This is a genomic window from Microbulbifer sediminum (assembly GCF_021729035.1).
Taxonomy (GTDB): domain Bacteria; phylum Pseudomonadota; class Gammaproteobacteria; order Pseudomonadales; family Cellvibrionaceae; genus Microbulbifer; species Microbulbifer sediminum.
The window spans coordinates 170,514-192,763 of sequence record NZ_JAJSAP010000005.1; the positions used below are offsets into that span (position 1 = coordinate 170,514).

A 22,250-nucleotide genomic window follows, 5' to 3' on the forward strand; every position below is an offset into this window, starting at 1 on the left:
GGCGAAACAGATCAAGGGAGGGCGGATAAAAAACCGGGCGCACCAGCGCCCGGGAAATACTTCAGTTGGACTTCGCGACGATACATCGCCAGAGGGAGAAAACTTTCAGGCACCTGCCCCGCCACTACTGTTACTGGCGGGGTCTGGTGCGCCGGGATCAGGCTGCTGCAGAGTCAGTTTTTTTTACTGCATCCTCGTGCCCGAAACGCTCTTCGGCTATCCGGTCTGCCACATGCGCGGTGGTTTCACCGGTTTCCTCAGCACGCTGAAAAATTTCCTGCATGGTGTCGCCGATACGCTCAATGTGCTCCTTTACCTGCGCCGGGTTGTAGTCACCCTGCTGCTGGTAGTAGACGTCGATAATGCCGCCGGCATTAATAACGTAATCCGGTGCGTAGAGGATACCTTTCTCACGCAGTGCCTGGGCGTGACGCTCTTCGGCCAGCTGGTTATTGGCTGCGCCGGCAATGGCACCGACCTTCAGTCGCGCAATGGTGTCATCGTTAAGGATGGCTCCCATGGCACAGGGAGCGAACAGGTCGACATCCAGGTCAAAAATCTCATCGGAGCCCACGGCCGTGGCTCCCAGCTCGCTGACAGCACGGTCGATATTGTCCTGGAAAATATCCGTTACATAGATCTCGGCACCAGCCTCTTTCAGAAGTTTCGCCAGGCGGAAGCCCACATTGCCCACGCCCTGGATGGACACCTTCAGGCCCTGCAGGTCGTCGCGCCCCCAGCGATGCTTGGCGGTGGCCTTCAGGCCCACAAATACACCGTAAGCGGTAGAGGGAGACGGATCGCCGCCGGTCTCGGAGCCCTCGATCAGGCCGGAAACGAATTTCGTGGTCTCGCCGATCACCTTCATGTCGGCAACACTGGTGCCGGAATCTTCAGCGGTGATGTAACGGCCGCCCAGGGTATTGATGAACTCACCCATGGCGCGCAGCAATTCCGGCGTCTTTTCCTTGCGCGGGTCACCGATGATCACGGACTTGCCACCACCCAGCTTGAGCCCGGCCATGGCAGACTTGTAGGTCATGCCACGGGACAGGCGCAGTACGTCCTCCAGCGCCTCACCGTCATCGGCGTAAGGCCACATGCGGCAACCGCCCAGTGAGGGTCCCAGATTGGTGTTGTGCACCGCAATAATCGCCTTCAGTCCGCTTTTGGCATCCTGGTAAAAAGCCACTTGTTCGTGCTTATCGTAGGCGGGATGGGAGAATATGCTCATTTTGTGTTCCTCTCCGGAGACCGGTTCTACAGCTGGGGAACAACCACAGCCCTTTGTGCGTTTTTATTTGAAGGTAAGATTATATCTATGATCAGGATATAGAGTTTGCAATCTTTGCACAAACAGGTGCCCTTAGGGCTAATTTATCATCCTATATGCCTTATATTAGGACGCAGGGTCACAATGGACTGCAGGTGGCTTCCCGGTCATTTACCGCCGGGCCCCGGTGAAGGGTTTAAACTGGTTCCGCAATTTCTGTCTGGTAGAATCCGCGCCCAAATCGACCCGTGTAGAGACCTCCCGCATGCTGAACCCGGATGCCCTCAAGCAACTGAACCAACTGAAAACCGATATCCGCTCCACCAAGGAGTTTGCCGAGGGCCGGGTCCGCGGCAGCAACGGCAAATTCGGTTTTGTCGTACTTGACGACGGGCGCGAGGCCTTTCTCCCGCCCCCCGAAATGGAACGCGTGTTCCCCGGTGACCGGGTGCGGGTGAGCCTCACTGAAGAGGACAAGGGCAAGCTGTCCGCCGAACTGGACGCCCTGCTCGAGAGTGAACTGGATTACCTCGTCGGACAGTACGTCCAGCGCGGCCAGGGACATTTTATCCAGCCCAGCCAGAACGGCCTGACCCGCTGGATCTTCCTGCCTCCGAAGGCCCGCGGCAAGGCCACCCCGGGTGAGTTTATCGCCTGCAAGGTAACCCGCCACCCGTTCAAGGACGGCAAGGCCCAGGCCAGGGTGCAGGAAGTGATCGGCAAGCCGGAAATGCCGGGTATCGAGCACGCCTTTGTGGTGGCCCAGCACCGGCTGCCGGAAAAGTTCAGTGACACCGCCCTGAAACAGGTCCGGGAGATCAGGGAGAAACTTGCCGGCGTCGCCGCCGGGCGCGAGGACCTCTCCGGACAGGGATTTGCCACTATTGATGCCGAGTCCACCCGCGACATGGACGATGCCATTGCCGTCTCCGCGCGCGATGATGGCTGGACGCTGCATATTGCCGTGGCCGACCCATCGAGCCTGATTGAACCGGGTAGCCCCCTGGACCGGGAAGCCTTCGAGCGCGCCCACAGCCAGTACCTGCCTGGCGAGACACTCCCCATGCTGCCCCGCGAGTTGTGCGAAGACGCCTTTTCCCTCCTGCCTGGTGAATTGCGCCCGGCACTGGTCCTGCACGTTGATGTCAACGGGGATGGCAGTATCGGCAACAGCCGCTACCAGTTCGCGGCCATCCGCTCCCGGCACAAGTTGAGTTATGACAGCGTGAGCCGCTTTATCGAGGGTGACAACGACGCTGTGCCCGAGGACCAGCAGGAAAGTCTCCGCAACCTGGCTGCCCTCAGTGAGGTACGCGCAAATTACCGCGCAAGCCACTCACTGATCATGGAGGACCGCCCGGATTACGACATCCACCTCGATGACAAGCGCAAGATTGCGCGCATCGAAAAGCGCGAGCGCAATGTGGCCCAGCGCATGGTCGAAGAAGCCATGCTGGCCACTAACATCGCCATGGGTGCTGAGCTCGCCACCCTACAGCAGGGCTGTTTCTCGGTGCATCTGGGCTTCCGCGATGAGCGTATGGGTGAAGTCAAAAGCCTGCTCAAGGAACTGCTGCCGGAGCATGCGGAAAAAGACCTGCACCAGCTGGACAACTACCTGGCACTGGTGAAGTACCTGGAGACCCACGACGAGCCGCAGATGCAGAACCTGCTGGCAGTGCTCAAGCGTATGTTGCGCCCGGGCCAGCTGGCCAATACGCCGGGCGCACACCTGGGCCTGGGCCTGGAGGCGTACGCCACGGTTACCTCACCGATCCGCAAGTACAACGACCTGCACAACCACCGGGTGCTGCAGGCTGCCGCCGCGGGACAGCAGGGAGAGGCGCTGGACGACGACAAGATCGCGGCACTGCAGGACAGCCTGCTCCGCGGCCGCCAGGCCAACCGTGCCCTGGAGCAATGGCTTTACTGCCAGTTTATGCAGGATAAGGTGGGCCGGGAATTTACCGGCAGGGTCACGCTGGTCAATGGTGCCGGCCTGGGTGTTCGCCTGGACGACTTCGGCATCGATGGCTTTGTGCGGCTGAACACCGACAAGAAAAACCTGCCGGACTTCGATGGCAAGCACCTGACCCTGGCCCACAATGACCTCTCCTACCGGTTAGAGCAGCCAGTGACGGTGAAGATCGGCAGTGTCGACGTCGACAAGCGTCGCATCGCCCTGGAGATCGTCGGCGGCGGCACCCCGGTGGCCACTGCCGCTGCCACCTCTGCTGCGGACGAGTAATACACCGGCGCGCCCCTCCAGGGGGCGCGCCTGGCTGTCACTCTCCCGCCTCCAATCTTATAATTGCCCCGCAATTTCCCGGGCCGGGCCACAAGCCCGGCCGGCCTATACCCGCGGCCAGCCTACCCGGCCGGGACCGCACAAAAATTAAGTAAGAAGGACGCGATATGTCATCCATTGCCGAACTGAGCCCGACCCCACTGTGGAAGCATTTCTCACGGCTGTGTGAGATTCCCCGCCCCTCAAAACACGAAGAAAAAGTGGTGGCTTACATCCTCGATTTTTGTAAGGAGCGCGGGCTGGAAGCCAGGCTGGACCAGATCGGCAACATCATCATCCGTAAACCGGCCACCCCAGGGATGGAAGACCGCAAGACGCTCGCCATGCAGAGTCATGTGGATATGGTGCCGCAAAAAAATGCCGACACCGACCACGACTTCCTCAAGGATCCAATCCGCCCGCAGATCGACGGTGACTGGGTTACCGCCACCGGCACAACGCTGGGGGCCGATAACGGTATCGGCGTGGCCGCCATACTGGCCCTGCTGGAAAGCACTGATATCCCGCACCCGCCGCTGGAAGCCCTGCTGACCATCGACGAGGAAGCCGGCATGACCGGCGCCAAGCACCTGCAACCGGGACATTTTGAGGCCGAACTGTTACTAAACCTGGATACCGAGGACGAGGGCGAGCTGTACGTGGGCTGCGCCGGGGGCGTGGACATCAATGTGGAGCTGCCCTACTCTGCGGAAGCGGCTCCGGCTGGCCACAAGGCGTTCAAGCTCAACGTGCGCGGCCTGCGCGGCGGCCATTCCGGACTGGACATCGACAAGGGCCGCGGCAACGCCAACAAGATCGCCAACCGCATCATCGATATCGCCACGCGGGAGATTGAAGAGCTGCGTATCGCGGCGCTCGACGGCGGCACCCTGCGCAACGCGATCCCGCGAGAGTCCTTCAGCACCCTCACCGTGCCTGCCGACAGCGCTGCCCGCTTGATGGAAATCGTCCTGCAGGAGGCCGCCGTGATCAAAGCGGAGCTCGACAACGAACCGAAACTGGACATCGCGGTAGAGGAAACCGAAGCCCCGGCATCTGTCATGGACCGGGAGAGCGAGCGCAGGGTCATCCGCATGCTGCGTGCCTGCCCCAGTGGCGTGGAGCGCATGAGCACGGACCTCGAGGGCATCGCGGAAACCTCCAACAACCTGGCCCGCGTGGTGACAGAAGAACAGGATGGCAAACACCTTTTACGCATCCAGTGCCTGGTACGCAGCCTGTCAGACAGCGCCCGCGATGACCACGGTCTGAATGTTGCTGCCACCTTCGAGCTGGCCGGCGCACAGGTATCACTGGACAATGCCTACCCGGGCTGGACGCCGAATGTGAAATCCCCGCTACTGGCATTAATGAAGGATGTCTACAAGGATATGACTGGCGCCGAGCCGGAAGTAAAAGTCATCCATGCCGGCCTGGAGTGCGGCCTGCTGGCCAAGCCTTACCCCCACTGGGATATGGTCTCCTTCGGGCCCACTATCCGCCGGGCCCACTCGCCGGAAGAGCGGGTACATATCGAGAGTGTGGGGAAATTCTGGGACTACTTCCTGAAGGTGGTACAGGCCATCCCGGCGCGGCATCACTGAGACCCCGGGACACGGCGGCTCCCGCTGCTCATTTAGCGGGAGCAAATTGCCGGGCGACCCCGGCACCGCCAGACACTCACCGGCACAGGCTACTGGATAGCGGAAATGATCTACGGACTGGGAGCACTGCTCGTCGTATTACTGGTATACGGCCCCTCACTTTGGGTGCGGTTCGTGATGTGGCGCCATGCAAAGCCAATAAAGGACATGCCCGGTACCGGTGGCGACCTCGCCCGTCACCTGGTCGAGCGCTTCAGCCTTGCCGGTGTCTCTGTGGAGCGGGGCCAGCCCAATGGCGACCACTATGATCCGGTAAAGAAAGTTGTTTCCCTCAGCCCGCGTGTGCACGATGGCAAGTCACTGACCGCCGTCGCCGTGGCCGCGCACGAAATCGGGCATGCCATCCAGTTTGTTCGCGATGATCCAGTCAGTCATCTACGACAAAAACACCTGGGCAAGGCATTTTTTATCCGGAAGGTCGGTACCGGATTGATGCTGGCCCTGTCGGCGCTCGCCATGGTCCTGAAAATCCCCCATGTGATCGCCCTTGCCATCGCTCTGGGCGTTATTACCATGCTGGCCTCGGCATTGATGTACGCCGCCATCCTACCGGAGGAATATGACGCCAGCTTCAATAAGGCTCTGCCGATACTGGAAGAGGGCTATGTGCCGCCCGAACACCTCCCCGCCATCCGCTCCGTCCTGAAGGCCGCAGCGCTCACCTACTTCGCCGGTGCCCTGGCAGAGCTGCTCAGCCTGTGGCGGTGGTTGCGGTTTCTTCGCTAGGCCCAGGTGGTAAACGCCAATTTACCCCCCCCTGACATTCCCGGTAGAGCCTGCAGGTCTGAGAATGGCCTCACGTTTTTGGCATTTTCTGCAGGCCAATTCTTGTTTCCGTCTAGCGGTCGTATTTTTCCCTTCGACAGTTGGGGTATCAATACACGAGTCAGTCGCGCAGCACAGCGTTGGAAACGCACCATGCTAAATGGGTTCTGCTGAAGTAACTCCCTCCCCCACCCTATGGGCCGCTCCATGAGCGGCCTTTTTTATACTTGCTCCTCGAATAACATCAATTAAATGGCCGGCTTAAAGTCCCGAGAAACCAGGTGCCCGAAATATCCGCCGGGAAAACCTGAGCTATGCCGTAAAACCTGAATACCGTAGCCACATTAATTTCATATTCCTGTAAATCCCGGTTCATCAGGGGGGCGCTATTGTAGCCCCGCCAAATAAGAGCCGCATGAAAGAAAGAACCCGGAGCGCCCTTCATTGCAAAAGAGGGCAAATATTCAGCGGCCCGGTTTCATACCTACTGATTGACAAGGGAACAAAGGAATGAACAGTTCAAGGAAACACCTATCCGCAGCCGTCTCCATGGCTACAGCGATTGCTGCGGCTGGCGCGACAGCACAGGACAACAACAATGGCCATAACAGTAACAGTAACAGTAACAGTAACAGTATCGAGGAACTGGTAGTACTCGGTAGCGGCGAAACTTTCAACACCAGTAGCGTCACCGATGCTATGCGCAGGCAACAGTCCACCATTACCAGCATCAATGCACTGATCGACAACCTGCCCGGTGTTTCCGTCAACGAGGGAGACACCTACGGCTTTGATGATTGGTCCACCAATATCACCGTACGCGGTTTCACCACCAGCCTGGATGAACAGCAGGTCGGCACCACCATTGACGGTATCCCCAACGGGGGCTCCAATTATGGTGGGGGCTCCAAGGCCAACCGCTTTATCGACCCGGCCAATATCGGCGGTGTCGCCGTGTCCCAGGGCACAGCGGACATAGCCTCGCGCTCCACCGAGGCCCTGGGAGGCACCATCGACTACCGCACCGATGACCCTACCGAAGAGCGGCGTACGCGCGTCGAGATGTCCGGCGGTGAGTTCGATGCGCAGCGCTATTATCTGCGCTACGACACCGGCAGCTTTGCAGAAGGCAGCACCAGGGCCTGGATCTCCTATTCGAACCAGGAGGCGACCGACTGGATCACCGAGACCGCCGAAAACGAACGCGAGCATGTTGCAGCCAAGCTGGTGGCCACCGTCCCGGCCGGCACCCTCTCGGGTTATGTCTCTTACGATGATATCCACGAAGACAACTACCAGCGTATTTATTCCGCTGCCCAGTTCGAGCAGTTCCCCGAAAACGACTTTCTCAACGGAGAATGGAGCGGTGTACCCTATATCGACCAGTTATATCGTCGCGGCTGGTCCACCCTGCGGGAGAACCTGCTCGGCTATGCCCGGTTCAACCTGGACCTGGCGGAGAGCCTGAACCTGGAAGGCAGTGTCTACTACCATACCAACGAGGGTCGCGGGGACTGGGTCCCGCCCTACCTGGTGGATGTCACCGATGACGGCGACAATGGCCAGTCCGAGTTCCTCGGTGGCACCACTGCCAGGACCAGCCGTAGTGCCGGCCAGTTCTTCTATGTGGACGCCGATGGCAACGCGCTGCAACCGATTGACGACTGTACTTCCAGCATTGTCACCATCTATGGCCAGGCCGGTGCGCAGTACGACCCGGCATGCTATGAGGCCGGCGCTATCCCGGTGATGTCCTACCGCCACACACACTATGAAAAAGAGCGCAACGGATTCACCCTCGACTTTACCCATAATGGTGAAATCGTGGGCCTGCAGAATGAATTCCGCGGTGGCTTCTGGTACGAGGACGCCACCCGCGACGAGCACCGGGACTGGCACCGGATCACCGACACCACCAGCGGACCGAAGTTCGACGGCACGCCCTACTGGGAGCAGTACCGTCGCAGCTATCCGCAGCAGACCAAAAAGTGGTACCTGCAGGATGCTCTGACTGTCGACACCGTCACCCTGAGCCTCGGCGCCAAGCAGTTCCTGGTGGATGTGAAGCGCGAGGACCTCTTCTCCGAAAGCCTGGATGCGGATCTCGAATCTGATTCCGACATCCTGCTGTCAGCCGGCCTGGTCTGGGATGCCCCCGTGGATGGCACCGAGGTATTCGCGGGCTATGTCGAAAACTTCAAGGCCATCGGCGACAGTGTCCTGGAACGGCCGGAGTCCAATCTCGACAATCTGGACCCGGAAACATCCGAGACCATCGAGATGGGCCTCCGTTACACAGGCGATACACTGGCCACCACTGCCACCCTGTTCAGGAATGAATTCGACAACCGCATCATTTTCCTGGACAACAACACCGCGGCGGGTCCCAACTACCTGATTGGCACCAATGGTTCCTATTTCAACGCCGGCGGCATAGAGTCCAATGGACTGGAACTGCTGCTGGACTATGACCTGAACCAGGGCCTGAACCTGTACGCTTCCTACACACTCCTTGATGCCAGCTATATCGGCACTGGTGATGCCGCGGTTGACGCCACCCAGGGACTGGTGCCGGGCAATGAAGTGGTGGGCATTGCCGGCCAGCTGTTCGTGGCCGGACTGGACTGGCGTTCTTCGGTGTTCTACGGCGGCCTGTCAGCCAAGCTCACCGGCGACCGCTACGTGGACCTGGCAAACACCTGGGAAGCAAATTCCTATGTAGTCGCCGACGCTTACCTGGGCATCAACCTGGCGGGCGTCAGCCCGGCACTGCAGGGCATTAACCTCAACCTGGTGGTGAACAACCTGACGGACGAGGACTACCTGGGCACCGTGGTCTCGGGCGGCGCCTGGATCGGCGCACCTCGCACCGCCTCCCTCTCCGCTACCGTGGATTTCTGACCGGTTGTTGCAAGCCACCGGCGGGCCCGCCTGAGGCGGCCCGCCGCACCCTGGCAGCCAGGCAGTACCCAGGCCTGGAGCTGGAACACCGGATCATCGAGGGTGCTGACCATGAGACAGACTTCCCACGTGACGGCCATCCAGGGGCCTTACAGGTTGCTCAGCATTTAACCTGCGCAGCCCACTCCAGCGACAAATCTGCGGACGGCGCACTGGTTGTGGCCGACCGCTTCACGCATAATTGCCGGCCGCTTCCGAAAACAGAATGAATGGCCCGTTGTATGTGGTTCAAGAACCTGCGCGTATACCGCCTCACCAAAGAATTCGACCTAACTGCTGAAAGATTGAACGAACTGCTGGAACCAGGAACCTTTGTCCCCTGCGGCAGCCAGGATGCGGCCCGCTATGGCTGGGTACCGCCGCTCGGTCGCCACGGTTCCGAACTGGTCCACAGCACTAACGGCTACCTGATGGTCTGTGCCAAGAAGCAGGAAAAGGTCCTGCCCGCGGGCGTGATCAATGAGAAAGTCGAGGAAATGGCGCAGGCCATCTCCCAGAAGGAAGGCCGTCAGGTGGGCCGCAAGGAGCGCCAGAACCTCAAAGACGAGGTACTGATGGAGATGCGCCCCAAGGCGTTCGCCCGCTCCCGCCTGCACTACGCCTACATCGCTCCCAGGGACGGCTGGGTGGTGGTGGATGCTTCATCGGCGTCGGCAGCCGAGGAACTGCTGGAGAATCTGCGCGAGGCAATCAGCAGCCTGGCGGTAGTACCCCTGTCAGCCAAGAACCTGCCGCAGCAGACTATGACCCACTGGCTGCATGCCCCCGATGCACCGGAACAGTTCGAGTTCGGCCATGAGTGTGAGCTACGTGACCCCAAGGACAGCGGCAGCGTGATCCGTTGCAAGAACCAGGACCTGTGCGCCGAGGAGATCCACAACCACCTGGTGGCAGGGATGCAGGTGCACAAGCTGGGCCTGACCTGGCGCGGTGGCGTGGAGTTCATGGTCGATGACCAGTTATCCCTGAAACGGGTCAAGTTCAGTGATGAACTGATTGAGAAGGCCGACAGCGCTGACGCCGATAACGCGGCACAGCGCTTCGATGCGGATTTCTCGGTCATGACCATCGAGATCTCGGCCCTGCTCACAGACCTTCTCGCGGCATTCGGTGGCGCGAACACGGAGACCGCCAGCGTAGAGGAAATCGTCGCCCGCGCCTCCCGTGCCGAGGCGGAGCAGCAGTCTGCAGAGGTCGAGGAAGTGGTATTCTGATCTCCTGGCCAGCCCCTCATCGGGGGGGGCTGGCTCTGCGTCACTCGATCGGGGCCAGGCTTGCGCTTGCAGTCGCACTGGCCCCGCGGGCAGCGACCGTCCCCGCGCCTTATCCGCGCGGTCCATTCAGGCTGCCTCCCTCCCGTGTCATGCATCTTCAGTTCCACTGACGCAGCGCGAAGTCCCGACGGAATTTGCCGCCACATCCCGCACCTTACTGGACTATGCTCACTGACTGAGTCCCCGCCGGACCTGAATGCGGAAAAGCGCCGCCCGGCAATCACCCCCAATGGAGCAATGGGTGTTCAGCATGAAATACCGCCATGTCAGCTTCTTCATCGCCTCCCTGCTGCTCACAGGCTGCGAGGCGCCGCAGAGATTCGAGATGCCGCAGATATTCTCCTCTCCTGGTAGTGAGGGGCAGTGGGAAAAATACGACACCTTTAACTTCGTGCCGTCGGGGGGCAGTGATGGCCGCGTGGTGTCGATCCTTCATGCAGAGGTTTCGCGGCAGATGAACGCGCGCGGCATGAAGCGCAGCCGCAACCCGGATGTCCTGGTCAATATCGCGGTACACGCGAGACAGCGATCGAAAACGCGAGTCGGGACCACCGGCTTCGCCGCGGCACGCTATCCGTTTTTACAGGAGTATTACCGCGAACTTTCGGAAAAGCACGTGACCGACATCGATGGGGAAACCGAGGGCCGGCTGACCATCGACGTGCTCGATGTAGAACAGGGCGAGATGGTCTGGCGCGGCCGGACCGGGGGCCGCATCACCACATCGATGATGCAGGAACCGGAGGAGACGTTGGCCACGGCGGTGGATGAGATTTTCCGGGAGTTCCCGAAAGCCGGGGGCTGATCACCGGGGGTCGGGCCACCGGATAAGACGCGCCCCGGGATGTATCAGACCTTTACCATCGGCCGGCCTTCCCGGCTCCAGAGCACGTGATACTTCTCATTTTCCGGACGGTCAGTACGGGAAAACGTATGGGCACCAAAGAAGTCCCGCTGTGCCTGCAGCAGATTGGCAGGCAGGGATTCGCGGCGGAAGGCATCGTAGTAGTTCAATGCGGATGAGAGCGCCGGTACCGGAATGCCCCGCAGGCTGGCATCCGCCACCGCCTGGCGCCAGTTGCCCTGGTTGGCCGCAATCTGCTCGATAAAGAAATCGTCCAGCAGCAGGTTGGACAGCTTGTGGTCGCGCTCGTAGGCATCACTGATCGACTGCAGGAAGACCGCCCGGATAATGCAGCCGGCGCGCCAGATGCGGGCAATCTCGGCGAAGTTCAGCTGCCACCCCTGTTCACGTGCCGCCAGCTTCATCAGGTCGAAGCCCTGGGCGTAGATACAGATCTTGGCGCAGTACATGGCATCGTGCAGCTGGGCAATCACGTTCTCCCGCTGGTCGGCTGGCACCGGACTCACTTCCGGGCCCAGCAGTTTTTTTGCCGCCCGCGTACGCAGTACCTTGCGTGTGGACAGGGAACGCGCAAAAACCGCCTCGGCAATACTGGGGGCAGGACACCCTACCTCGAGACTGCTCACCGCCGTCCACAGCCCGGTGCCCTTCTGGCCGGCACGGTCCAGGATCACGTCCACCAGCGGCTGGCTGGTCTCTGCGTCGACGGTGGCCAGTACTTCCGCGCTGATATCAATCAGGTAGCTGTTGAGTGGTCCCCTGTTCCACTCGCGGAATACCGCCGCAATCTCGGTGGGGGTCATATCCAGGGCGCTGCGCATCACGTCATACGCTTCGCAGATCAACTGCATGTCGGCGTACTCGATGCCATTGTGCACCATCTTCACGTAATGCCCCGAGCCAATGGGGCCAATATAGGCGGCGCAGGGTTCGCCTTCCTTGACCGGGTTGCCGGGCTCGAAGCGCTCGATTGGCTGGCCGCTTTCCGGATCCACTTTGGCGGCCATGGCGTGCCAGACCGGCTCGATCCGGGCCCAGGCATAGGGGTCGCCACTGGGCATCAGGGACGGCCCGAAACGGGCCCCCACCTCACCGCCGGACACGGCGGTGGTAAAGAAGATCAGGCGTCCCTCGTAGCGCTTGCAGCGCTCGACGGAGTCGGTCCAAAGGCTGTTACCGGTGTCCACCACGATATCGTCAGCCTTGAGGCCGGCATCCAGTAACTTGTTGCAGACATCGTCGACCGGGGCGCCCGCGGGAACCGACAGGATCACCAGGTGCGGCGCCTTCACCCGTGCCAGCAGCTCAGTGTAGGAGTTGCAGGTCTCGATTCGCGCCGGCTGGCTTCCCCGCTCCAGCCGGTCCTGCTCCAGCAGGGCTTCGAGGCGACTGTGGTCCAGGTCAAAGGCACAGACCCGGTAGCCGTTATCGGCCAGGTTCAGGATCAGGTTCTTACCCATCACCCCCGCGCCAATAAAACCAATGTCGCACAGTGAGTCGGTATCAGCCATGGATCGCTCCGGAAATCGTGAAAATGAAGCCTGGCGGGCGCCAGATTGGGCGCGAAGTATAACAACACGCCGGCGTGACCGGGAGGCCAGCTTGCCACCCATACCGACCCACTTGCGGGCAAAACCACCGGACAGAGTATTCTGCTGAAAAGATAGCAAGTTACAGACATTGCCTCTCATGATGGTGTCAATTCAGGTACCATACCCCGGCCCAACAGACACATCAGACTGGCAGGCAATGGGGCTTGAATGGCCCCAGGCCTGCCAGGGACAGACAAGAACCCACGGAGCCCCATGGACAAGCAGGCACTGATCGAATTCTATCTTGCGCACCAGTGGCTGGTGCTGCCGATGTTTATCCTCCTGGTCATCGGCGTGGCACTGCTCTGGTTCGGCGGGCTGATCGCGGCCCTGGTCGCTCTGGGAAACAGGCAGTGGTTCTGGGGCATTCCCACTATCATCCTGGGCCCGTTTACCGGCCTGCCCTATGCCCTGCGCTACCCCGGGCGCGCGGAATACGCCAGGAGCCTGATGTTGCGCGGGCTTGCGCTGGCACTGGTTTCCCTGACCATCCTGTTGTTGATCTGGCTATTCGCCTGAACCCGGCGAGAGAGTCAGCAACCCTCAATGTAATCATCTGTAATGCCGTGCGCTATTGGCAGTCCAGGCATGATGGTAGTCTCGGCGGGTTTCTATGGAAAAGAACAGGTCGAGTCACTATGGCCCCCATGTCCCAGCAGTTGTCCCGCATCCTTTTATTGCTCTCCTTATTCCTGGGTCCCGGAATAGAGGCAGCAACGCTGCCCGGTGGTGAACAGTCGCCGCGTTACATTTGCCCGCCGTGCAAACACGAGGAAAGCCTGTTCCAGGCCAGCAGCGTCACTGAAGCCGGCGCATGTAAAGTATGTGGCATGCAACTGGTGGAAAAGCCCCTGGGGCCGGGGAGTGACGGTTTGGCGCTTCACGAGGGTTCCGGCAGTTTCCTGATCGACAGTAACACTCCCGACGCCTACCCCCTGGCGATCTTCTACCACCGCCCGGAGAACCTGCGTGAGGATGCGCCGGTGGTGATTGTTATCCCGGGGGCCGGCCGCAACGCCTGGCGCTACCGGGATACCTGGGTGGACGCTGCGGAGAAGTATGGCGCACTGGTACTGGTCCCGCATTACTCGGAAACCTACTACCCGGAATTCTGGAATTACAATATTGCGGGCATGATCGACAATGTTCGTATCAACGAAACGCGCACCCGTGTAGAAAGTTACGATATTAACCGGGTGCCGGATACCTGGCTGTTTAACGATTTCGACAAGATCTTCGACGTTGCCGTTGAAGCACTGGGCCTGAGTACCAATGCATACGACCTCTTCGGCCATTCCGCCGGCGGGCAGGTCCTGCATCGTTTTGCCCTGTTTGCCGGCGACAGCAAAGCCAGGCGAATCCTCGCCAGCAACTCCGGCTGGTACACCGCGCCCCGTTTCGACAAGCCGTTTCCCTACGGCATAGGCAGCGATATGCTGGACAGGGCCCAACTGAAAAAGGCCTTCAGCAGGGAACTGGTGGTCTTCCTCGGAGAGCTGGATAACGCCGATGAATCCCGTGGCCACCTGGTGCGCACGCCAGAGATCGACTGGCAGGGGGAACATCGCCTGTCGCGGGGGCAGTATTTCTTCGCCCAGGCGCAGGAACGGGCCGATGAGCTGGACACAGACCTTCGCTGGAAACTAAAGGTCATCACCGGGGTTGGGCACGATTATACAGCCATGGGAGAGGCGGCAGCCGCTTACCTCTATGCCGGGAAGGAAAGCCACCAGGCTGGCCCCGGGGCCAGCCATCGCCGATAGTCCGCACCGGCTCGTCAATTGTCGCCACCGCTGGTAAATACTGCGACCCGCAGGCGCTCATCAACGGCAAAACCTAAAACCGCTTCCCGCAATGCCGTGGCCGTTATCCTGTCCACCCCGTCGCACCTTTCCGGGCGACGGACAATGATCATAGGGATGTCACCCTCAGCGCCGGTGCAGACCGGAGCTTCACCGGATATCCCCCTCTCCATGCTCGAGTACTGACTTCCGGTCCATCTTATTCGCCGCAGGCCGGCATGCACGCCCATTCCATCACTGTGACGCCGTTGTGGGGAGCCTACAATCTCCCGGTAATGAACCGTTTTGGCCGCAAGTTGTGAGTGCCGCAACAATGCCCAGGATTGACGCCCAAAGAACGCTCGAGCAGGTAAATGCTGCTTCCCTGCCCCTCGCGGGCAATGATACTGATCTCGATCCCCTGCTACGCAAAGCCGCCGGCCGGAGTGTCATCCTGCTTGGTGAGGCCAGCCACGGCACCCATGACTTCTATTCGATGCGAGCGGACATCACCCGTCGCCTGATCGAAGAGCAGGGCCTCGACGGGATCGTGATCGAAGGTGACTGGCCGGATGTCTACCGGATCAATCGCTTTATCCGTGACGAGGATGGCGATACCAGCGCCCGCGCCGCACTTGGGGACTTCGAGCGCTTTCCGCTCTGGATGTGGCGCAATACCGTGATCGAACCTTTTATCGACTGGCTGCGGGACTGGAACCGCGCACATGCACCGGAAGAGCAGGTGGGCATCTACGGCATGGATCTCTACAGCATGTATCGCTCCGCCGATGCAGTGATTGCCTACCTGGAGCAGGTGGATCCAGCCGCAGCTCAGCGGGCGCGGGAGCGCTATGCATGCCTGGACCAGCACGGCGATCCCCAGCGCTACGGCTACCAGGCTGCCATGGGACTGAGTGAATCCTGCCAGAAGGCAGCGATCGAACAGTTGCTGGAAATGCTGCAGGCACACAACCAGTTGCTGCAACGGAATGGCTTGCGCGGAGAGGACGAACTCTTTTATGCCGAGCGCAATGCGCGGGTGGTCCACCACGCCGAGGCCTACTACCGGGGCATGTTCTTCGCCGGCGTCAACACCTGGAACCTGCGCGACCGGCATATGGTCGACACCCTGCTGGACCTTCGCCACCACCTAACCCAACAGCGTGATCGGCGGGCGCGCATAGCGGTCTGGGCCCACAATTCGCACCTGGGCGACGCCCGCGCAACCGACGCAGCGCTACACGAAGAGGTAAACGTCGGCCAGCTGGTGCGCGAGAAACTGGGTGACGATGCGCTGCTGCTGGGATTCACCACCTATAAGGGCCATGTGACAGCAGCGACCGACTGGGACCGGCCCGCAGAGCACCGCTGGGTGCGGCCGGCACTGGACGGCAGTATTGAGGCACTGTTCCACCGTGCAGAACGGAAACGGTTTTACCTCGACATGGCTTCACTGCCACCGGAAACCCTCGGCCATCCGCTCCTGGAGCGGGCCATCGGCGTCATCTACCGGCCGGAAACGGAGCGCCAGAGCCATTATTTTCGCACCCGGCTACAGCACCAGTTCGACGCAGTGATACACCTCGATGAGACGACCGCCCTGGAGCCGCTGGATATGACCGAGGGCTGGCAGGAGCGGGAGCCCCCGGAAACCTGGCCCTATGGCATCTGAACCCGGCCCCGCCTCGCCATGGCCGATCAGAAATCGCGACTATCGTGCCTGAACACCTGCCCATCTTTCATTACGAAATTAACCCGTTCCATCACGCTGATGTCCTCCAGCGGATTCCCCGGCACTGCCACCATGTCTGCCAGTTTGCCCGCGCGGATACTGCCCAGCCTCGCCTCCTGCCCCAGCAGCCTGGCGGAATTGATGGTGGCTGCCTGCAGCGCCTGCAGCGGCGTCATGCCGAATTCCACCATACGCGAAAACTGGCGCGCATTCTGGCCATGGGGGTAGACGGAGGCATCGGAACCAAAAACCATCCTCACCCCGGCTTCCACTGCCTCGCGGAAGCTCTCGCGCTGGCGGCCACCGACTTTGCGCTCCTTCTCGAGGCTCTCCGGGAGGATACCGGCCCTTTCCCCCTCCGAGAGAATATATTCAGTGACGTAGATATCCATGGACAGGACAGTGTCATTTTTCTTTGCCAGCCGGATTGCCTCGCGATCGAGGAAACTGGCGTGCTCGATGGAGTCCACACCGGCACGGATGGCCGCCTTGATCCCTTCGGTGCCGTGGGCATGGGCAGCTACGATTGCACCGCGCCTGTGGGCCTCAATCACCGCCGCCCGCATTTCCTCCCCCGTCAGCTGCTGGGCACCGGGTTCGGTATTTTTGGACAATACGCCACCGGTAGCGCACATCTTTATCAGGTCAGCGCCATACTTGAAGTTCTCCCGCACCTTGGCCCGCACCGCCCATGGACCATCGGCGACACCTTTCCCGCGGGCCTCGTACTCATGGGTTAACAGGTTGTTGTCACAGTGCCCCCCGGTGATCCCGATTGCCGGGCCGGATACAAACAGTCGCGGCCCGGGCACGTCACCGTCATTGATAGCATCGCGCAGCGCAATATCCGCGTATCCGGACGCCCCCAGGTTGCGCATGGTGGTAAAGCCGGCTCTGAGCGAAGTGCGCGCGTTCTTCACCCCGGTGATCGCCGCACGCTCGGATGTCACTGCCAGGCGCCGGTAACCGTGCTGGTCGGAGGACCCTGTCAGGTGCACATGCATATCCATCAGGCCCGGCACCAGGGTCATGCCAGCCAACGCCAGTGCTCCCTCCGGGACCTGGGCATTGGCCTCGACCGACACGATTCTGTCGCCATCGACAGCCACGAGCGGGGATTCAATGACCGCTCCACTCTCCACATCGATCAGGCGATCCGCTGTGATATAGGTAACGGCCATCGAGGCCTGGGCGAAGATGGCACTGCCGACGCCCAGCAGGATGGCCATGAGGGATTTCCTATTGTTGGTTTTACGATGCATTCCTTCTCCTAATGGGTTCGATTGCAGTTGGCGGGTTGAACTACGCTCCCCGGGGGGGCACTGAAGACGACACCCGGTTGTACCCTATTTGCCAGGGAGGTGCCAGCCGCTGCGACGAGCCGCAAGCCTGGAGGGATGGCACGCAGGAAGAAGGGGAAGGCACCTGCCGGAAAAGAAAAAATACGGCGCGGGAAAACATAATGTGTATTCGATACAGAGTGGGGCAGGATTATTCCACGCACTCGCCAACCGCACCGGTAACGGGACACCGCACCAGACGATGGACAATCGGCCCGGAATCCATGTGCATTACAGTTTCACCTGCCCTGAATACCGCGCCGGGATCAACCTCAGATAAGGCGAATGTCGGGCTGTGAAGCTGACAGTAAGGACGTGTACCTGCATAACCCATTAGCAAAAGATTTGAGCGATAATCTGGCGCAAAAGCGGGAGCAACTGTACGTGATTGACGAGCAAGGCGCGCCACAAGTGGATATGGACGCCTTTATTACCATCCAGGGCAACTCGCCGGGCGAAACCTGGCAATCCAGGCTTGCCAGCCTCTCCCTGCTCCGTTCGCTACCGGGGAAGTCCTACAGGCTGTTTAACCGCGAACTGTACCGCCGGAACCGCGTACTGAACCACTGACAGCCATAACCACATCCCCGTCCAGCAACGAGCGCCAGCCACTAACGGCGGTTTAAAGCACTGTCCCTGAATCACCGGCCAAACCCGCCCGGATTGGTATAGGCTGTTTACAGGAAGACAGGGAATTTCCCCTGCCCATACAACAGCAACCGACAAGCTGGCGCAGCCGTCAACCTTCATGGAGGATCCCAATGAAGTGCCCTTCCTGCCAAGATTCCGGCATGATGACCATGGATCGCAATGGTGTACAGATCGATTATTGCCCCACCTGCCGGGGTATCTGGCTCGATCGCGGTGAGCTGGAAAAGATTATTGAGCAGTCCCAATCCGGCAAGCCCGCTGAGGCTGGTGGGGAAAACGACCAGGAAGCGCCAAAGCGGAAGCGCAACCTGATCACCGAATTATTCGATTTCTGATACCACACCCCGGTACCATCGACCGAAGCCGGAGGTGACACCGGTCGGCACCGGCGCGCTGTGACCTTAAAATCGACAGGCATGACGGGCGTTGTCACGGGAGAAGCGGATGAAAGCCGTAATCGATGAGCCCCGCCGGGGCGCCATCGGGGATCTCCGCGCCCTTCAGCAACCGGGGCTGGACACCTTTCGCCGTTTTACCCGCGGGCAACTGCCGGGCCCACCAATCTGGCGACTCACCGGAATGCGCCCCACCGAAGTGACGCTGGGCAAGGCGACATTTTCCATGCCGGTCACCACCTGGCTGGCAGATGGCAGTGGCATCTACTGGGGTGGGATTTGTGCCCTGCTGGCCGATGCACCACTGGCCTCGGCCATCTGGACCACCCTGCCCGCCGGCAAGGTGCTCACCACCTCCGAACTGAACATCAGTTTCGTACGGCCAATCACCAACTCCACCCAGAAACTGGTCGGGCGCGCGGAGACGGTGCATTCCGGCAGGCAGGTTGGCCTGTCCATGGCAGAAATCACCGACCAGGATGGGCGGCTGCTGGCATTTGCCAGCAGCCGCTGCATCATCGCGGACATGGATGTGGATCCGGATGCCAAGCTGCCTGAACCGGACCTGGGGCCCGAAGACTCTGAAGATTCACCCGATCCATTCCGGCGCGCTCCCCCCGACGCAGAGCTGTGCGACCTAAGGGCATTCGCCAAACTAAAGCCGTTGGAACTGCAGCGGGCCACCATCGCCGACGAACGCACCCAGCCCATATGGCAGCTCACCGGCTACCATCCGCAGCAGGCAGAAGAAGGCTGTTTCCGCGGCACCCTGCCCACCTCGGAGTGGTTTTCCAATGGCAGCCTGTCAGTCTACGGCGGCATGCTGGCCTGGGCCGCCGACTTCACCATGGGCGCCGCAGCCTATTCCACATTACCCGCCGGTGACCTGTTCGTAACCCTGGATATGCATATCCGCTTCACCCGGCCGGCAAAAATCAATAGTGGAGATCTGAGCTGTATCGCCCGGGTAAGACACCTGGGACGGCAGTTGCGGGTAACCACCTGCAATATTGACACTGCCGACGGCAAGCGCGTGGCCATGGCAACGGCCTCGGCACTGGTTATCAAGGGCGCCGCGCGGGATCTGGCGGCAGGCGGGGACCCCGAGGACATTATCGCGCATGCCAACCACAACCGCGATCAATCGAATTGACAGGGCAGTCTGAAATTCAGGGTCCAGATTGACATGCAATACACGGCAAATTTTCAAATATTTTTTATCAGCAGAAAAATAATAACCCTCGGGCAAGTGAAGTTGTCATCGTGAACGAAGAAAACCCGCACTCCAGGGCAGTCCTTCCATCTTTTTAACCGGTTTCCATTCCAGAAGTGAACATTGTGTCACCTGCTTACTCTCCCCCTGCCCTACGCCCCCAATAGGGCTGATGCACCATTTCAGAGAGCGGCCATAACCTTGATGCTGCGATCACTCCCTGGGTAACCGGGATATGCCTCCGACCTCGTCATGCTCGAGTGCCGTGTTGTGAGGCGTTATTGTTCTTCCAGCGGCCTACCTGTGAGTGAAAGCATTGATCAATTATAAAAATCCAACCAATCGAGGTACTCCGATGAGATACTTCAGTGCGATGATATTTCTGTCACTGGCGCTCGCCACTGCAAGTCCGGCTGCCCAAGCCGTACCCCGCACCGCTTTTGTTCACCTGTTCGAGTGGCAGTGGGACCAGGTGGCGGCGGAGTGCGAAAACTTTCTTGGCCCCAAAGGGTTTTCGGCGGTACAGGTCTCCCCTCCGCAAAAATCCATCAACGGCAGCCAGTGGTGGACCCGCTATCAACCAGTAAGCTATTCGATCGAGGGGCGCTCCGGCAGCCGCCAGCAATTTGCCGATATGGTCAGCCGCTGTAATGCGGCAGGTGTCGATATCTATGTGGACGCAGTGATCAATCATATGGCGGCCTGGGATCGCGACTTCCCCGAGGTTCCCTACGGACCCAATGATTTCCATACCTGCACCGACAATATCGACTATTCCAGCAAGTGGTCGATCCAGAACTGCGACCTGGTGGGGCTCAACGACCTGAAAACGGAATCGGCCTATGTGCAGGGCAAGATTGCCGATTACCTAAACGACCTGATTTCTCTGGGTGTTGCCGGTTTCCGTATCGACGCGGCCAAGCATATGCCAGCGGCCGATATCAACGCGATCGTCCAGCGCCTGAACGGCGAGCCCTATATCTACCAGGAAGTGATCGGCGCTGGCGGGGAACCGGTGCAGGCCAGTGACTATACCTGGGTCGGCGACGTAACCGAGTTCAACTTCACCAATACCCTGGGCCACTACTTCAAGCTACGTGGTCCCCTGAAGGAAATCAGCAATATCGGCAGCTGGCAGGGCTGGCTGCCGACAGAGGACGCCATCACCTTCGTCGCCAACCACGACAACCAGCGCCAGAACACGGACAACACCGTCACCCATAAGGATGGTAACAATGCCAACAATATGGCCCATGTGTTCCTGCTGGGCTGGCCATATGGATACCCGAAGGTGATGTCCAGCTACGACTGGAGCGACCATGACCAGGGCCCGCCCGGAAGTGCGGCCGGCAACTGTGACAATGGCTGGCTGTGCGAGCACCGTAACCGCGCCATCGCCAATATGGTGGCCTTCCGCAACAACACCGCCGATTATTTCGGGGTAACCAACTACTGGGATAACGGTAACAACCAGCTCGCCTGGGGGCGCGGTGGCCTGGGCTTTGTGGTGATCAACATGGAAGGCAGCGACCTCAATCGCAACTTCCAGACCGGTATGCCGGCCGGCACCTACTGCGACATTATCCAGGGCGACTTCGACTACGACGCCGGCACCTGCAGCGGGCCAACCATTACCGTGGACGGCAACGGCAATGCCAGTTTCAGCGTCTATTTGCGTAACGCCTCCGCAATCCATATGGGCGCCCGTGTGGGTGTGCCCTGCCCCAGCTGCGGCGGCAATCCCCCGGGCGGATCCGGTGGAGGAAGCTCCGGCGGCAGCGATCCGGTGAACGTCTCCTTCAGCTGTGCAAACGGCTACACCTACTGGGGCCAGAGTGTCTACGTGGTGGGTAACCAGGACGAACTGGGCAACTGGGACCCGGCCGGGGCCCGGGTCCTGGATGCCTCCAATTACCCCACCTGGACGGGTACCATCGAGCTGCCCGCCACTACCGACGTAGAGTGGAAATGCCTCAAGCGTGAGGAAAACAATTCCGGCGCCGGTATAGAGTGGCAGTCGGGCTCCAATAATACTTTCAACACCGGCACATCCGACTCCAGCCAGTCGGCCGGCTTCTGACCCTCACAGGCTGGAGATAGAAGGGCGGGCCCTTACGGCCCGCCCTTGCCCTTCCCGGGCCGCAATCCTGCGGCCTTCCCAACCGCCATGGCAGGCCCGCCACCCTCTGGATTTCTGCGGCCCTGGCAACCGGAACGGCAGCCCGGTGTCACCATCGGCATGGTCCGAGGCCCCCTCACCCGGGAGGCTCGGGAACCGCAGCAGCCCAGTTGCTGCAGAGGAACTGGCAGTATGGAGCCGCCCACGAGCTGCCCGGGGGGCAGTTCCCGCAGGCCCGTTTTCAAGACGGCCGTTCAGCCATAGCCCCGTTTTGTGTATCATCGACAGCTTTAGCCCATTTTTTGATCAACCTTTGGCCAATAGCCGGCGCTGGCGCC

Annotated in this window: 16 protein-coding genes; 13 read left to right on the forward strand and 3 right to left on the reverse strand. The window is 60.3% G+C overall.

Features of this window, described 5'->3' with window-relative positions:
- Positions 1-157: 157 nt before the first annotated feature.
- Positions 158-1,234, reverse strand: a complete 1,077-nt coding sequence (locus tag LVD11_RS10080) for a Glu/Leu/Phe/Val dehydrogenase dimerization domain-containing protein (protein WP_237058619.1) — start codon at positions 1,232-1,234, stop codon at positions 158-160.
- A gap of 304 nt (positions 1,235-1,538) precedes the next feature.
- On the opposite strand from LVD11_RS10080, the gene LVD11_RS10085 reads away from it, so the two are divergent.
- The 6 genes from LVD11_RS10085 (at position 1,539) to LVD11_RS10110 (ending at position 11,029) form a co-directional block, all read left to right on the forward strand.
- On the forward strand, positions 1,539-3,521 hold the full coding sequence (locus LVD11_RS10085; protein ID WP_237058621.1) for a VacB/RNase II family 3'-5' exoribonuclease: 1,983 nt from the start codon (positions 1,539-1,541) through the stop codon (positions 3,519-3,521).
- A gap of 167 nt (positions 3,522-3,688) precedes the next feature.
- Positions 3,689-5,164, forward strand: a complete 1,476-nt coding sequence (locus LVD11_RS10090) for an aminoacyl-histidine dipeptidase (RefSeq protein ID WP_237058623.1) — start codon at positions 3,689-3,691, stop codon at positions 5,162-5,164.
- A 105-nt stretch (positions 5,165-5,269) separates the two neighbouring features.
- On the forward strand, positions 5,270-5,950 hold the full coding sequence (locus LVD11_RS10095; RefSeq protein WP_237058625.1) for a zinc metallopeptidase: 681 nt from the start codon (positions 5,270-5,272) through the stop codon (positions 5,948-5,950).
- Positions 5,951-6,499: 549 nt separating this feature from the next.
- Positions 6,500-8,890 (forward strand): TonB-dependent receptor domain-containing protein, encoded by a 2,391-nt coding sequence (locus LVD11_RS10100; RefSeq protein WP_237058627.1) that lies wholly within the window; start codon positions 6,500-6,502, stop codon positions 8,888-8,890.
- Positions 8,891-9,171: 281 nt separating this feature from the next.
- Positions 9,172-10,164, forward strand: coding sequence for a recombination-associated protein RdgC (gene rdgC, locus LVD11_RS10105; protein ID WP_237058629.1), 993 nt, complete (start codon positions 9,172-9,174; stop codon positions 10,162-10,164).
- A gap of 310 nt (positions 10,165-10,474) precedes the next feature.
- The gene (locus tag LVD11_RS10110) at positions 10,475-11,029 is read left to right on the forward strand and encodes a DUF4136 domain-containing protein (protein ID WP_237059062.1); all 555 of its coding nucleotides are present in this window, start codon (positions 10,475-10,477) and stop codon (positions 11,027-11,029) included.
- Positions 11,030-11,073: 44 nt separating this feature from the next.
- Here LVD11_RS10110 and gnd read toward each other — a convergent pair whose 3' ends face one another.
- Positions 11,074-12,600 (reverse strand): NADP-dependent phosphogluconate dehydrogenase, encoded by a 1,527-nt coding sequence (gene gnd / locus LVD11_RS10115; RefSeq protein ID WP_237058631.1) that lies wholly within the window; start codon positions 12,598-12,600, stop codon positions 11,074-11,076.
- Between the two features lie 294 nt (positions 12,601-12,894).
- On the opposite strand from gnd, the gene LVD11_RS10120 reads away from it, so the two are divergent.
- The 3 genes from LVD11_RS10120 to LVD11_RS10130 all read left to right on the forward strand — a co-directional run bounded on the left by LVD11_RS10120 (position 12,895) and on the right by LVD11_RS10130 (position 16,134).
- Positions 12,895-13,200: a hypothetical protein gene (locus LVD11_RS10120; protein ID WP_237058633.1), complete on the forward strand. Its 306-nt coding sequence runs from the start codon at positions 12,895-12,897 to the stop codon at positions 13,198-13,200.
- Positions 13,201-13,319: 119 nt separating this feature from the next.
- On the forward strand, positions 13,320-14,444 hold the full coding sequence (locus LVD11_RS10125; RefSeq protein ID WP_237058635.1) for a hypothetical protein: 1,125 nt from the start codon (positions 13,320-13,322) through the stop codon (positions 14,442-14,444).
- 352 nt (positions 14,445-14,796) lie between these two features.
- Complete coding sequence (locus tag LVD11_RS10130; RefSeq protein ID WP_237058637.1) at positions 14,797-16,134, forward strand: erythromycin esterase family protein; 1,338 nt, start codon at positions 14,797-14,799, stop codon at positions 16,132-16,134.
- A 26-nt stretch (positions 16,135-16,160) separates the two neighbouring features.
- Here the strand turns inward: LVD11_RS10130 and LVD11_RS10135 are convergent, their stop codons facing one another.
- A complete protein-coding gene (locus LVD11_RS10135) occupies positions 16,161-17,456 on the reverse strand; it encodes a Xaa-Pro dipeptidase (protein WP_237058639.1) in 1,296 nt (431 codons plus the stop codon).
- Positions 17,457-17,879: 423 nt separating this feature from the next.
- On the opposite strand from LVD11_RS10135, the gene LVD11_RS10140 reads away from it, so the two are divergent.
- From LVD11_RS10140 to LVD11_RS10155, 4 genes are all read left to right on the forward strand, one after another.
- Positions 17,880-18,104, forward strand: coding sequence for a hypothetical protein (locus tag LVD11_RS10140; RefSeq protein ID WP_237058641.1), 225 nt, complete (start codon positions 17,880-17,882; stop codon positions 18,102-18,104).
- Between the two features lie 191 nt (positions 18,105-18,295).
- Positions 18,296-18,520 carry a TFIIB-type zinc ribbon-containing protein gene (locus LVD11_RS10145; protein WP_255775540.1) on the forward strand — a complete coding sequence of 75 codons (225 nt, stop codon included), beginning with the start codon at positions 18,296-18,298 and terminating at the stop codon, positions 18,518-18,520.
- A gap of 109 nt (positions 18,521-18,629) precedes the next feature.
- Complete coding sequence (locus LVD11_RS10150; RefSeq protein WP_237058645.1) at positions 18,630-19,733, forward strand: PaaI family thioesterase; 1,104 nt, start codon at positions 18,630-18,632, stop codon at positions 19,731-19,733.
- A 415-nt stretch (positions 19,734-20,148) separates the two neighbouring features.
- The gene (locus tag LVD11_RS10155; RefSeq protein ID WP_237058647.1) at positions 20,149-21,873 is read left to right on the forward strand and encodes a carbohydrate-binding module family 20 domain-containing protein; all 1,725 of its coding nucleotides are present in this window, start codon (positions 20,149-20,151) and stop codon (positions 21,871-21,873) included.
- Positions 21,874-22,250 lie beyond the last annotated feature (377 nt).